Source organism: Pseudomonas sp. NUPR-001 (genome assembly GCF_052147955.1).
Classification (GTDB): Bacteria; Pseudomonadota; Gammaproteobacteria; order Pseudomonadales; family Pseudomonadaceae; genus Aquipseudomonas.
Window position 1 is genome coordinate 1225980 of sequence record NZ_CP197353.1, and the last position, 12999, is coordinate 1238978.

14 protein-coding genes and 1 pseudogene are annotated in these 12999 nt (G+C 61.7%); 6 read left to right on the plus strand and 9 right to left on the minus strand.

Annotated elements, in window-relative coordinates; genetic code table 11:
* Positions 1-118 precede the first annotated feature (118 nt).
* Positions 119-508, plus strand: coding sequence for a hypothetical protein (locus ACP6KB_RS05710; RefSeq protein ID WP_442112447.1), 390 nt, complete (start codon positions 119-121; stop codon positions 506-508).
* Between the two features lie 5 nt (positions 509-513).
* Here the strand turns inward: ACP6KB_RS05710 and ACP6KB_RS05715 are convergent, their stop codons facing one another.
* Positions 514-1620, minus strand: a complete 1107-nt coding sequence (locus tag ACP6KB_RS05715; RefSeq protein ID WP_442112448.1) for an enoyl-CoA hydratase/isomerase family protein — start codon at positions 1618-1620, stop codon at positions 514-516.
* A gap of 127 nt (positions 1621-1747) precedes the next feature.
* On the opposite strand from ACP6KB_RS05715, the gene ung reads away from it, so the two are divergent.
* Positions 1748-2440 carry a uracil-DNA glycosylase gene (gene ung / locus ACP6KB_RS05720; RefSeq protein ID WP_442112449.1) on the plus strand — a complete coding sequence of 231 codons (693 nt, stop codon included), beginning with the start codon at positions 1748-1750 and terminating at the stop codon, positions 2438-2440.
* A gap of 68 nt (positions 2441-2508) precedes the next feature.
* Here the strand turns inward: ung and ACP6KB_RS05725 are convergent, their stop codons facing one another.
* The 5 genes from ACP6KB_RS05725 to ACP6KB_RS05745 all read right to left on the minus strand — a co-directional run bounded on the left by ACP6KB_RS05725 (position 2509) and on the right by ACP6KB_RS05745 (position 7912).
* Positions 2509-3540, minus strand: a complete 1032-nt coding sequence (locus tag ACP6KB_RS05725) for an AbrB family transcriptional regulator (protein ID WP_442112450.1) — start codon at positions 3538-3540, stop codon at positions 2509-2511.
* Positions 3533-5047, minus strand: a complete 1515-nt coding sequence (locus ACP6KB_RS05730; RefSeq protein ID WP_442112451.1) for a tripartite tricarboxylate transporter permease — start codon at positions 5045-5047, stop codon at positions 3533-3535. Before ACP6KB_RS05730 ends, ACP6KB_RS05725 begins: the two co-directional genes overlap by 8 nt.
* Position 5048: 1 nt before the next feature.
* The gene (locus tag ACP6KB_RS05735; protein WP_442112452.1) at positions 5049-5507 is read right to left on the minus strand and encodes a tripartite tricarboxylate transporter TctB family protein; all 459 of its coding nucleotides are present in this window, start codon (positions 5505-5507) and stop codon (positions 5049-5051) included.
* 100 nt (positions 5508-5607) lie between these two features.
* Positions 5608-6588: a Bug family tripartite tricarboxylate transporter substrate binding protein gene (locus tag ACP6KB_RS05740; protein ID WP_442112453.1), complete on the minus strand. Its 981-nt coding sequence runs from the start codon at positions 6586-6588 to the stop codon at positions 5608-5610.
* A gap of 34 nt (positions 6589-6622) precedes the next feature.
* A complete protein-coding gene (locus ACP6KB_RS05745) occupies positions 6623-7912 on the minus strand; it encodes an OprD family porin (protein WP_442112454.1) in 1290 nt (429 codons plus the stop codon).
* A gap of 203 nt (positions 7913-8115) precedes the next feature.
* On the opposite strand from ACP6KB_RS05745, the gene ACP6KB_RS05750 reads away from it, so the two are divergent.
* Positions 8116-8787 (plus strand): response regulator, encoded by a 672-nt coding sequence (locus ACP6KB_RS05750; RefSeq protein WP_442112456.1) that lies wholly within the window; start codon positions 8116-8118, stop codon positions 8785-8787.
* On the plus strand, positions 8780-10159 hold the full coding sequence (locus tag ACP6KB_RS05755) for a sensor histidine kinase (protein ID WP_442112457.1): 1380 nt from the start codon (positions 8780-8782) through the stop codon (positions 10157-10159). The genes ACP6KB_RS05750 and ACP6KB_RS05755 overlap by 8 nt, the downstream gene beginning before the upstream one ends.
* On the opposite strand, the gene ACP6KB_RS05760 is transcribed toward ACP6KB_RS05755, so the two are convergent.
* Together ACP6KB_RS05760 and ygfZ are read right to left on the minus strand one after the other, a co-directional pair.
* Positions 10156-10965: an HDOD domain-containing protein gene (locus ACP6KB_RS05760; RefSeq protein WP_442112458.1), complete on the minus strand. Its 810-nt coding sequence runs from the start codon at positions 10963-10965 to the stop codon at positions 10156-10158. The genes ACP6KB_RS05755 and ACP6KB_RS05760 overlap by 4 nt on opposite strands.
* 62 nt (positions 10966-11027) lie before the next feature.
* A complete protein-coding gene (gene ygfZ / locus ACP6KB_RS05765) occupies positions 11028-11969 on the minus strand; it encodes a CAF17-like 4Fe-4S cluster assembly/insertion protein YgfZ (RefSeq protein ID WP_442114261.1) in 942 nt (313 codons plus the stop codon).
* Between the two features lie 165 nt (positions 11970-12134).
* On the opposite strand from ygfZ, the gene ACP6KB_RS05770 reads away from it, so the two are divergent.
* Both ACP6KB_RS05770 and ACP6KB_RS05775 read left to right on the plus strand, forming a co-directional pair.
* On the plus strand, positions 12135-12389 hold the full coding sequence (locus ACP6KB_RS05770) for an FAD assembly factor SdhE (RefSeq protein WP_442112459.1): 255 nt from the start codon (positions 12135-12137) through the stop codon (positions 12387-12389).
* Positions 12373-12825: a protein YgfX gene (locus ACP6KB_RS05775; RefSeq protein WP_442112460.1), complete on the plus strand. Its 453-nt coding sequence runs from the start codon at positions 12373-12375 to the stop codon at positions 12823-12825. Before ACP6KB_RS05770 ends, ACP6KB_RS05775 begins: the two co-directional genes overlap by 17 nt.
* Here the strand turns inward: ACP6KB_RS05775 and ACP6KB_RS05780 are convergent.
* Positions 12794-12985 (minus strand): annotated as a pseudogene (locus tag ACP6KB_RS05780) (L-aspartate oxidase); the annotation flags it as partial. The gene ACP6KB_RS05775 and the pseudogene ACP6KB_RS05780 sit on opposite strands and share 32 nt — an antisense overlap.
* Positions 12986-12999 lie beyond the last annotated feature (14 nt).

Here is a 12999-nt window from a genome sequence, read left to right on the forward strand (position 1 = left end):
ATTACGGCAACGGCACCGGACCGCCTCTTCGTGGTCTTAATCTATGTCGCTCAGCGCTTGCTGACCGACGCCGACCAGCGCCGCTGGGATGGGCAGTTCCGCGGTCCGGGAGGCCGCCATGTATCGCCGACTTTTGCTTGTTGCCGTGCTGAGTTTGCTGACTAGCGCTTGTGTCCCTTATGGAGGTAACGGTTACTACCGTACAGAAGTCTATACCGCTGATCGTTATGGCTACCCAGGCTATTACCGGCCGGGTTACTCCTACAACCGTGGTTACTACGTGGTGCCACAGCCACGCTATTACGCACCCCCACCGCGCTACTACTCGCCACCGCGTTACTACCGGCCGACGCCCCACTATGACCGTCCGGCACCGCACTATTACCGCACGGCCCCCGAGCGTCACTACCAGCCCTACCCGAACCATCGCAATGACCGTTACCGTCAGGGACCTTCACGTCATGACCGTGATCGCGATGACCGGCAGGGGCGCAACTGGCACCGCTAGGTCGCTCAGGCCAGGTCGGCCAGCGGATGGCGACCTTCCCAGGCTTTGGCAAAATGCGCGTTGATGACCGCCGTTGGTACCTGGGCAATGTCTGCCCAGTGCCAGCGCGGTTGTTGATCCTTGTCGATCAGCCGCGCGCGTACGCCTTCGCTGAATTCCGGGTGTCGGCAGCAGTTGAGGCTCAGGGTGTATTCCATCTGGAACACTTGCGCCAAAGACAGGTGGCGGGCGCGTTGGATCTGCTGCCAGACTAGGTGAGCCGTCAACGGACAGCCTTCGAGCATGGTGTTCGCGGCTTTGGCCAGCAGCGGGTCGGCATGATTGCGCCATTGCCCGATCGCGCGCCAGGCACATACCGGGTCGGCGGCATCCAGCAGGGCATCGATCTGCTTGCGCCGGGGTAGCCATTGCGCTTCGGGTAACTCACTTTGCGCGCTGTGCTGCTGGGCCTTGAGCAGGCTGTTGAGCTGCAAGGCGGTCTGTTCCTGCCAGTTCAATTGCAGCAGGTCATCGAGCAGTTCTTCCTGTTGGCTTTCGCCGAGAAAACGGTCGGCCAGGCCCAGCTCCAAAGCATCGGTAGCGTTGATCGGCGCGCCGGTCAGGCCGAGAAACAGGCCCAGCTTGCCCGGCAAGCGCGCCAGAAACCAGCTGGCACCGACATCCGGGTACAGGCCGATACTGATTTCGGGCATGGCCATGCGTGTACTTGGGGTAACGATACGCACGTTGGCACCTTGCAACAGGCCCATACCACCGCCGAGCACATGGCCGTGGCCCCAGCACAGCAACGGTTTGGGGTAAGTGTGCAAGCGATAATCGAGGCGATACTCATCGGCGAAGAACTGCGCGGCCAGCGCCGGCACTTGCCCTGGGTGATCGCGGCAGGCCTGGGCCAGGCTGCGCACCTCGCCACCGGCGCAAAAGGCCTTGGCACCGTCGCCACGCAGCAGCACGCACACAATGTCCGGGTTGGCGGCCCATTGGGCCAGTTGCTGGTCGAGCACTTCGATCATCGGTAGTGACAAGGCATTCAGCGCCTTGGCGGCATCCAGGGTGGCGATGCCGATCCGGGCACCATCGACGCCGGTGAGTTCTTCGCACTGTACGGCCATGGGCGACCTCATTCGTCTGATCCGGACAAGTATGGCCGGTGTCGGCAAAACTGCCGGTCGCCGGTCGGATCGATTGACAAGCTCGGGCAGCTTTCCTAGTGTCGCGCCATTGTTTACGGATGGCCCCATGACTGACGACGATCGCATCAAACTTGAAGCAGGCTGGAAAGCAGCGCTGCGCGCCGAATTCGACCAGCCCTACATGCAGCAACTGCGTGAATTCCTGCGCCAGGAATATGCGGCGGGTAAAGAGATTTACCCACCAGGCCCGATGATCTTCAATGCGCTCAATTCCACGCCGCTGGACAACGTGAAGGTGGTGATCCTCGGCCAGGACCCTTACCACGGCCCGGGCCAGGCCCATGGCCTGTGCTTCTCGGTGCAGCCTGGGGTGCCGACGCCGCCGTCGCTGGTGAATATCTACAAGGAATTGCAACGCGACCTGAACATCGAAATTCCCAAGCATGGCTACTTGCAAAGCTGGGCTGAACAGGGCGTCTTGCTGCTTAACACCACCATGACGGTCGAGCGCGCCAATGCCGCTTCGCATGCCAAGAAAGGCTGGGAATTCTTCACTGATCGAATCATTCAGGTGGTCAGTGAGCATCAGCCCAATACCGTGTTCCTGCTGTGGGGCGCGCATGCGCAGAGCAAGCAGAAACTGATCGACGCCACCAAGCACCTGGTGCTCAAGTCGGTGCACCCGTCGCCGCTCTCGGCGTATCGCGGGTTCCTGGGTTGTGGGCATTTCAGCCGCACTAACAAGTTCCTCGAACAGCATGGCCTGACGCCCGTAGATTGGCGCCTGCCACCGCTGTAACGGTGGGAGCGGGCTTGCCCCGCGATTGCGATTTGTCAGACACATCGCATCGCGGGGCAAGCCCGCTCCTACACGCGTTCGTTGATCCAGTGACGGAACAAGGGCTCGGCCAGGAACAATACGAACAGTAAGCGCATCACCTGCAGGGCCGTTACCAGCGGTACTGATAGCTGCAAGGTTTCGGCGGTCAGGCTCATTTCAGCGATACCGCCCGGCATCATGCCCAGGGTCAAGGAGCGCAAGTCCAGTTGGCTCAGGTGGCTCAAGACCAGGGCAGCGGCTGCAGCGATCAGCATGCTCAAGGCCGTCGCAACCAAGGTGCGGCCAAGAAAGGACGGCGCCCGGCGAAAAAACGCCCGGTTGAAATGACAACCCAGGCCACTGCCAATCAACCACTGGCCAATCTGGCTCGCGCCGTCGGGCAGGGCGATGTGCAAGTCACCGCTGACACTGGCGATAGCAGCCACCAGCAAGGGCCCGAACAACCAGGGGTTAGGCTGTTTCAGCCGCTGCCATACCCAGGCCATGAGCACGCCCAGCGGGCAGATCAGCGCCAGCCAGCCCCAACTGACGCTGCCGTTATGAGTGATCGGCACGCCATCACCGAGCAGGTATTTGAACAGGGCCGGTACGCACAGCACGATGGCCAGCACCCGCAGGCTTTGTGCAGCCGCAACCTGACTGAGCACGGCGCCGTTGCGCGCCCCGAGGTTAACCATCTCCCCGGAGCCACCCGGCATGCTGGAGAAGAACGCCGTGGCGCGGTCTTCACCAGTGCGCCGCAGCAACCAGATGCCGGCGACACTGGACACACTGGTAATCAACGCGCCACAGAAGATCAGGCCGAAATTGCTGGCCACTTGCTCGACCACTGCCGGGGTGAAGTGCAGGCCGATGCCAATGCCGATAATCCACTGGCCGCATTTGCGGCCACCGGGGATTTCGTTCAATTGCCAAGGGGTCAGGCAGCGCACCAGGATGATCGCCAGCAACGAGCCGACCATCCACGGTAACGGCCAGCCGACCTGGCTGGCGAGAAACCCGCCTGCCAGGCCGACCAGGCCAGTGGCCCAGAACAGAGACGAAGGCCGATCAGACATCGGCCAGGGCGCGACGCTGAAGGCTTCGTTTGCGCCAGATGCGCAGCAGCGGGAAGGCCAGCATCACTGCAGTCAGCGACCACACCGTCATGCTGATCGGGCTGGACCAGAGAATGTCCAGGCTGCCGTTGGAGATCGACAGGGCACGGCGCAGGTTCTGTTCCATCAGGCCGCCGAGGATAAAGCCGAGCAGCAACGGCGACAGCGGGAAGTCGAGCTTACGCAGGATGTAACCGAAGATACCGATACCGATCATCAGGAACAGGTCGAAGGTCGTCGCGTGAACAGCATACACCCCGATGGCGGTGATGATTGCAATTACCGGCACCAGCGCCCAGTTCGGCACGGCAAGGATGCGGGTGAACAGACGCACCATTGGCACGTTGAGAATGATCAGCATGACGTTGGCAATGAACAACGACGCAATCAGGCCCCAGACAATGTCGGGCTGCTGTTGGAACAGCAGTGGGCCAGGCGTGATGTTGTACAGGGTCAGGGCGCCGATCATCACCGCAGTGGTACCAGAGCCGGGTACACCCAGGGTCAGCATCGGTACCAGCGCACCGCAGCAGGCGCCACCGATGGCGGTTTCCGGCGCGGCCAGGCCGCGTTTGTCACCCTGACCGAATTTACCACTGGCACCGGCCAGACGTTTTTCGGTCATGTAGGCCACCGCACTGGCCAGGGTCGCACCGGCACCCGGCAACACACCCATGACGAAACCCAGCACGCCGCAGCGGATGTTGACCCAGAACACCGAGGCCGCTTCTTTGAGGTTGAACAACATGCGCCCGGTGGCCGTGACTGCTTGGTGGCCATGGTGGGTTTTTTCCAGCAGCAACAGAATTTCGCTGATCGAGAACAGGCCCAGTACCAGCACCACGAACTGAATACCGTCGGCCAGGTTCACGCTGTCGCCGGTAAAGCGGTAGACGCCGCTGTTGGCATCGATGCCGACGCAGGACAGAAACAAGCCGATCAGCGCCGCGATGAAAGTCTTCAGCGGTTTGTCACCGGCCATGCCGCCCAGGCAGACAATGGCAAAGACCATCAGCACGAAGTATTCCGCCGGACCAAAGGCAATCGCCCATTTGGCCAGCAACGGCGCGAACAGGACCATACCGCAAGTGGCGATAAAGGCGCCGATGAACGAACTCCACGCCGACAGCGACAGGGCGACACCGGCCAGGCCTTTGCGGGCCATCGGGTAACCGTCGAGGGTGGTCATGACGGTTGCAGCTTCACCGGGAATGTTCAGCAGGATCGAACTGATACGCCCGCCGTATTCGCAACCCAGGTACACCGCAGACAACAGAATCAGCGCCGACTCCGGCGGCAGGCCAAGGGCGAACGCAATCGGGATCAGCAGCGCCACCCCGTTAATCGGGCCAAGGCCCGGCAGCAGGCCAACCACCGTACCGATCAAGCTGCCACACAGGGCAGTGACCAGGTTGTACGGGCTCAGGGCAACGCCGAAGCCCTGGCCGAGATAACCAAGCGTATCCATGTCAGTTCTCCAGTACGTCGAGCAGGCCCAGGGGCAGTGGCACATCCATTACACGGTCAAACAGCCAGTACAGCGCGATGCTCATCAGCGTGATGATGACGATGCTCGGCAGCCAGCGGCCGTCGTAAAGACGCGCCATAGGCACGCCAACCAGGATGCTGCTGAGGACAAAGCCCAACGGTTCGAAGGTGCTGGCAAAGAGCAGGAGCAAGGCCACACAGAGGCCGATCTTGATCAGCGATTCGCGATCCAGCTCGGGCTCATCGTCCTTGCGCACGATCGGGGTTGGACGAAAAGCCAGGTACAACAGGCCGCAGCCCATCAAACCGATAATCAACAGAGGAAAGGCACGAGGGCCGACAGGCTCGTAGGAAAACGCCGCCTGATAGGGCCAGGCCATGACTGCCAGTGCGGTACATACCGCTAGCAGCAACAAGGCGAAAATGCGTTGCAGGATCATTGGGGAATCCTCTTTTCGCGGGGCAAGCCCGCTCCCACAGCGAGAGACCGTGTCTGTAGGAGCGGGCTTGCCCCGCGATGCTTCTCGAAAGGTTAAAGGCTTACTGAATCAGCCCAAATTCCTTGGCCAGGACTTTGTAGTCGGCCACCTGTTTCTTCACGTAGGTGTCCAACTCTGCGCCGGTCATGGCAAAGGGGAACAGTTCGCGCTGATCACGCAGCTTGGTGAACTCTTCCGAAGCCAGCATCTTGTCGAACGAGTCTTTCCACCAGGCGTACTCTTCATCGGAGACTTTCGGCCCCATGTAGAAACCACGCACTACCGGCCAGACGATGTCGTAGCCCTGTTCCTTGGCGGTTGGAATGCTCTTCATTTCCGGCTCGTCCAGGCGGTTTTCGGCGAACACGGCCAGCAGGCGCATGTCACCGCTCTGGATGTGCGGCATGGAGTCGGAGATGTCGGTACTGCCTACCTGGATATGCCCACCGAGCAGCGCAGTAGCAATTTCGCCACCCCCTTCAAGGGCGACATAACGCAAGTCGCGTGGGTTGATGCCCGCGGCTTTGGCAATCAGTGCGGTCTGCATCCAGTCCTGGCTACCGACCGTGCCGCCGGAGCCGATCACCACTTTGCTTGGGTCTTTTTTCAGCGCTTGAACCAGGTCGTCGAGGGTTTTGTAGGGCGAATCGCTTTTCACTGCGATGGCGCCATAGCTGGTGCCAACGGCGGCCAGCCAACGCACGGCGTTCTCGTCGAAACGGCCAAACTTGCCTTGGGCCAGGTTCAGCAGCGAGCCGCTGGACCAGGCCACCAGGGTGCCGGCATCGGCGGGGCGCTGGGCGACCACGGCGTTGTAGGCCACCGCGCCGACACCGCCAGGCATGTAGGTCACACGCATAGGCTTGCTGAGGATTTTTTCATTGACCAGGGCGCTTTGCACCAGCTTGCAGGTCAGGTCGAAACCACCGCCAGGCGAGGCGGGGGCAATACATTCAGGGCGTTTGGGTTCGGCGGCCATGGCGTGGCTGGTCAACACCAGGCAGGCAGTGGCCAAGGCAATGCGGCGCAGTGAAAAGGTCATCGTCAATCTCCGTGAGCATTATTGTTGTCGGGGATTACCACAGCGCAAGGCTGTAACTCACCAGCAGCCGCACTTCATCCGCATCGCGGGCAAAGTTCGAGCGGAAGGTAGCGTTGCGCAGGCGCACGGCGACGTTTTTCAGGGCGCCACTTTGCACCACATACTTGAACTCGGTGTCGCGTTCCCACTCCTTGCCTTCACCGCCATCGGCCAGGCTGACATTATCGCCGCTGATGTAGCGGGTCATGAAGGTCAGGCCGGGAATGCCCAGTTTGGCGAAGTCATAGTCGTAGCGGGCTTGCCAGGAACGCTCGTCAGCGTCGGCGAAGTCGTTGATCTGGACGAAGTTGACCAGGTACGGGTCGGCGCCATCGACGTAAGGGAAGGCGGTGTCGCCAGACAGGTGCTGGTAACCGGCGCTGAGCTTGTGGCCGATGATGCTGTAGCTGAGCATGCCGTTGAGCGCGGTGTTGTCGATCTTGCCACCGCGGGCCTGGCCTTGGTCGTCGCTGAACGCCATGCGCAGGTCAGCACCGAAGGTGCCCGGTCCCCACGGCTGGCTGGCGAGCAGGCCGACAAAGTGCTGAGCGTACACGTCATCGAGCTGCGCCCAATGGTAGCTACCGGTGATCTTGTCGGTGAACGTGTAGTCCAGGCCGGCCATGTCGAAATGGTTGCCGGTAACGGTGCCGGCAAAACGGCGGTTCTTGTTGTTGAGGGCGATGTCTTCGTTATTGGTGCTGTCGCGATCCCGGGCTTTTTCCAGGCGTCCGCCGGTGAAGGTCAGGTTCTTGATTTCCCCGGACGTCAGCAAGCCACCTTCGAAGGTCTGCGGCAGAATTCGACCGTCGTTGGGTTGCAGGGTTGGCAGTTCTGGAATCAGCGTACCGAGTTTCAGCTCGGTGTCGGAGATTTTGACTTTGCCGGTTATGCCGAGCTTGGAATACTCGTCGGCAGCACGGCCATCATCGTGGGTAGGCAACAGGCCGGTGCCGGTGCGGTCGGGGCTGGAGTCGAGCTTGATACCGAGCATCCCCAGGGCATCCAGGCCAAAGCCTACGGTGCCATCGGTGTAACCCGACTCGAAATTGAGCATGAAGCCCTGAGCCCATTCGTCACGCTTGGATTGCTGGGCGCTGGTGCCATCGCGAAAGTCGCGGTTGAAGTACATGTTGCGGGTTTCGAAGGTCGCCTTGCTGTCTTCGAAGAAGGCGGCCTGGCTCAGCGGTGCGACGCCGGTAAGGGCGAGGGCGCTGACAACTGCGGTCTGGCGGGAAGGTAAACGGCGAGTAGGCGCGGACGCCCGTGGCTGTATGGACAGCATCGTCAAGTAACTCCGTTTTTGTTTTTATTAGTCGAACGTCAATGTTCAGTTTTTACGGCGCGCAGAGTGAGCCGTGAGGGGATGCTAGGGCTTTAACCTTTCGCTAACCTTTCAATACTTTTTCATTGTTACGAAGGCTTCACAGGCTGCCTGTCGGCTGTACACTCCGCGCCATTGACCGCGACGCGACCGGGGAGAAAACCATGCGTGTGCTGCTCGTCGAAGACCATTTGCAGTTGGCTGAAAGCGTGGCCCAGGCCCTGAAAAGCAGCGGCCTCACCGTCGATGTGCTGCACGATGGCGTGGCTGCCGACCTGGCCCTGGCCAGCGAAGAATATGCTGTGGCCGTGCTTGATGTAGGCCTGCCGCGCATGGACGGATTTGAAGTGCTGGCGCGCTTGCGCGCGCGCGGCAAAACCGTGCCGGTGCTGATGCTGACCGCACGCAGTGACGTCAAGGACCGGGTGCACGGCCTCAACCTGGGTGCTGATGATTACCTGGCCAAACCTTTTGAACTCACCGAGCTTGAGGCGCGGGTCAAGGCGCTGCTGCGCCGCAGTGTGCTCGGTGGTGAGCGACAGCAGCGCTGTGGCCCACTGGTGTACGACCTGGACACCCGACGCTTCACCCTCGGTGAAGAACTGCTGACGTTGACCTCGCGCGAGCAATCCGTGCTTGAGGCCTTGATCGCTCGCCCGGGGCGGGTGATGAGCAAGGAGCAAGTGGCTGCCCAAGTGTTTGGCCTGGATGAAGAAGCCAGTGCCGACTCGATCGAGATCTACATCCATCGACTGCGCAAGAAACTCGATGGGCATGCCGTGGCCATCGTCACGTTCCGGGGGCTCGGCTACCTGCTTGAGCATCGCGATGCGTGACAGCGTCAGCCTGCGCGGGCGGCTGCTGTGGAACCTGGCGTTGCTGCTGGTGGTACTGATGCTCGCCAGCGGCCTGAGTGCTTACTGGAACGGCCGCGAGGCCGCCGACACCGCCTACGATCGCACCTTGCTGGCCTCGGCGCGGACCATTGCCGCCGGCTTGTCCCAGCGCGATGGCACCCTCAGTGCCGATGTGCCGTACGTGGCGCTGGACACCTTTGCCTATGACAGCGCCGGGCGTATCTATTATCAGGTCAACGACATCCATCAGCGCCTGATTTCCGGCTACGAAAACTTGCCCGCACCGCCGCCGGGCACGCCGCGAACCGATGCCTACCCGGCCTTGGCGCGCTTCTACAACGCGCGCTATCTGGGCCAGGATGTTCGCGTGGTCAGCCTGCTCAAGCCGGTCAGTGAGCCGAACATGAACGGCATGGCCGAAATTCGCGTGGCGGAAACGGAAGAAGCGCGGGTGCGCATGGCGCGTGGTTTGATGGCCGATACCCTGCTGCGCCTCGGTATGCTGGCGCTCGGGGCATTGATGCTGGTGTGGTTTGCGGTGAGTGCAGCGCTACGTCCGCTGGAGCGTTTGCGTAGTGCGGTAGAAGAACGTCAACCCGATGACCTGCGCGCGTTGCCGCTGGTTGAGGTGCAGCGCGAGTTGAGCCCCTTGGTACGCGCCTTGAATCACTTCACCGAACGTCTGCGTGGCCAGTTCGAGCGCCAGGCGCAGTTCATTGCCGAGGCTGCGCATGAACTGCGCACGCCGCTGGCAGCGCTGAAGGCCAGGGTTGAGTTGGGGTTACGTTCCAACGAGCCACAGGTGTGGCGCGAGACCCTGGAGTCAGCGGCGCAGGGCACTGATCGCCTGACCCACCTGGCCAACCAACTGCTTTCCCTGGCACGGGTGGAAAACGGTGCGCGGGCCATTGCCGAAGGCGGGGCGCAGTCACTTGACCTGAGCCAGTTGGCGCGCGAGCTGGGCATGGCCATGGCACCACTGGCCTATGCGCGTGGCGTTACGCTGGCGTTGGAGGCTGAGGCCCCGGTGCATGTCCGTGGCGAGCCGACCTTGCTCAACGAGCTGCTCAGTAACCTGGTCGACAACGCCCTGGCGCACACGCCCAAGGGCGGCAACGTTATCTTGCGGGTCTATGCGCCTGGGATACTGGAAGTTGAAGACGACGGGCCAGGCATTCCTCAGCCTGAGCGCGAACGGGTGTTCGAGCGTTTCTACCGGCGCGGTGCTCAGGGGACCGGTCTGGGCCTGGCGATTGTCGGTGAAATCTGCCGCGCCCACCTGGCGCAGATCAGTCTGCATGACGGTGAGCGCGGCGGCTTGAAGGTGCGGGTCAGTTTTACCGTTGATTAACGGAACATCGAGCGGGCAAACAACAGGTCGTTGGCCACCAGTTCGGTGCCGGTTGGCAGCCCCAGGTGGCGGTAGGCCGGCAGTGCTGCCAGGGGGCGGGTCTTACCCAGGGCAGGGCTCAGCGCGCGGGCAATCTGCACGATGTCCACGTAGTCGATCTGCGCGCTGCCGCGGTCCAGGTCCAGGACCTGGCCCGGCAAACTCACCAATTGTTCGGGAAACTCCCAGCTGCTGAGGATCTTGTCACCGAGCACCGGATGAATCTGGTCGATGACATAGTTCAGGCACACCGGGTCGGAGAGCAATTCGTTGTGTTCTTCGGCGTAGATCAGGATCGGCAGTACACCAATCTGGTGAACCAGCCCGGCGAGGGCGCCCTGATCGGGTTTGAGCTGGGTGTAGCGCAGGCAGAGTTCGTAACTGATACCCGCCACTTCCAGGCTGGTTGCCCAGATTTCGCGCATTTTCTTTTCCACCACCTCGGAGCGGGCGTGGAATATCTGCTCAATCACCAGGCCCACGGCCAGGTTGCAGCTGTAATTGATGCCAAGGCGGGTGACGGCCGTCTGCAGGTCGGTGACCTCGACGGTCGCTCGCAGCAGGGGGCTGTTCACCACCTTGATCAGGCGTGCCGACAGGGCAGCGTCGCGGCCAATGACCTTGCTCAGGGCGCTGACGCTGATCTCGCTGTCTTCGGCGGCCTCGCGGATGCTCAGGGCGACCTCCGGCAAGGTCGGCAGCACCAGGTCATCGTTGTCGATGGCGGCCAATAACTGGGCCTGGACCATCTCGGCCAGCTTGTTCATCGTAAATCTCTAGCGCAATTCAAAGAGAGCCCCGGCGAATCAAGCACCGGGGCAGGGCTGGCTCAGCGCTGGATCTCGCGGTCGCGGTCCAGCTCGTACGGCAGCGTCAGCAGGTCCAGACGAGGGCCATCAGGGCTGCCCAGGTGCAGGTTGTTGTCTTCTACCGCATCGGCCGTCAACACGGCCAGCAATTCGCTGCCGGCGCCGCTGTGCGCCGCCAATACCACTTCACCCACCGAGGAGCCGTGAGTGGGCGAGAAGATTTCAGTGCCGGGCTCAGGCAGGCTGTCGCTGGCCAGTGCAACCCGGTACAGGCGACGCTTGAGTTTGCCCAGGTACTGCATGCGCGCGACGATTTCCTGGCCGGTGTAGCAGCCTTTCTTGAAGCTCACGCCACCGACGGCCTGCAGGTTGATCATCTGCGGGATGAACAGCTCGCGGGTTTGCGCCATGACCTGGCCGATGCCGGCACGGATCTGCCCGAGCAGCCAGTCGTTCAACGGCGCTTGCGGCAAGGTGGCAGCCAGTTGGGTCTGAACACGCTCGGCCTGATCAGCCGGCGCCCAGAGTTCGATACGCCCGGCCGACACGGCAATGGCAATCAGCCCATCGTGGCGAGTGATTGCGTCAGTCTGCTGCGGAACCTCCAGGCCCAGTGCCTGCAACGCCGCATCACCGCCCTGCAGGCCAAAGCGTACCCAGGCATCGCTGTCATCGGTCAGCTTGGCCTTGGAGAACACCGCGTACTTTTTCAGGTCGGCCAGTTGCGCTTCCAGCAACTCGCGGGTCATCGCCAGCAGGAAACCGTCGCCTTCAGGCAGGATACGGAAGCTCGACTGCATCCGGCCCTTGACCATGCAGCGGGCGCCCAGGCTACTGGTGTTGTCGCTCAGGTAGTTGATATTGCAGGTCAGTTGGCCTTGCAGAAACTTACCGGCGTCCGAGCCGCGGACGGCGAGAACGCCTTCGTGGGAGAGGGTGCAGAAAAAAGCGGTATCGGCCATGGGAGATCGCAGGGTAGTAAGACTGGGGGCCATGATAGAGCGCCGTTGGCAAAATAGGTAGTTGAGTGCGCTCCTCTGTCATTATTTGCTCACAGGTCCGGACCAACGTCGCGTGTCCCTCAGGCGCTGGGTCTGTATACTGGCGGCCTATTTCTGGAGGGTTCCATGGTCGAACAAGTTGAACTCAATCGGCTCTTTTGGCACAGCCGTCGTGGCATGCTCGAGCTGGACGTATTGCTGGTGCCTTTCAGCCAGGACGTGTTTGCAACCTTGAGTCAGGAAGATCGTGCCCTGTACTGGCGCTTGCTGGGCTGTGAAGACCAGGACCTGTTCGGCTGGTTCATGGAACGCGGCGAGTCGGAAGATCCGGAGCTGCAGCGCATGGTTCGCATCATCCTGGACCGTGTCCAGCCCAAGTGAGCAATTCGTGTGCCGCTGGCAAGGCTCGACAGCCTTGCTCGCGGCGTACCTGGCCAGTCAATTGCTGGCCGCGCTGGCACTGAGCATTCTGCAAGTGCCCGTCTGGTGGCAGGTAGTGGGCGTGCTGTTGTGCCTGCTGCATGCGGGCTGGATGATTCCCCGGCGTATTCTGCTCAGCCATCCCCATGCTATCAGTGGCTTGCGCCGGGACCGTGACGGCTGGCAGCTGTTCAGCCGTGCCCTGGGGTGGCAAACCGTGCAACTGCGCCCCGACAGCCTGGCCTTGCCGGGCTTGGTGGTGCTGCGTTACCGCAGGCCGGGGCGTTTGTGCAGTGAAGGTTTGACGATCGCCTATGACGCGCTGGAGCCGGAGCAACACCGGCGCCTGCGCGTGCGCCTGAAGTTCAGTCGGCGAAGGTGGGCGGCTGCAGGATAGTGTCGCGGGCTTCGCTGAGCATGCCCGGGTAGTCCAGGGTGTAGTGCAGGCCCCGGCTTTCCTTGCGCTGCATGGCGCAACGGATCATCAATTCAGCGACCTGGGCCAGGTTGCGCAACTCGATCAGGTCACGGCTGACCTTGTAGTTGCTGTAGAACTCGACGTGATGAGGCT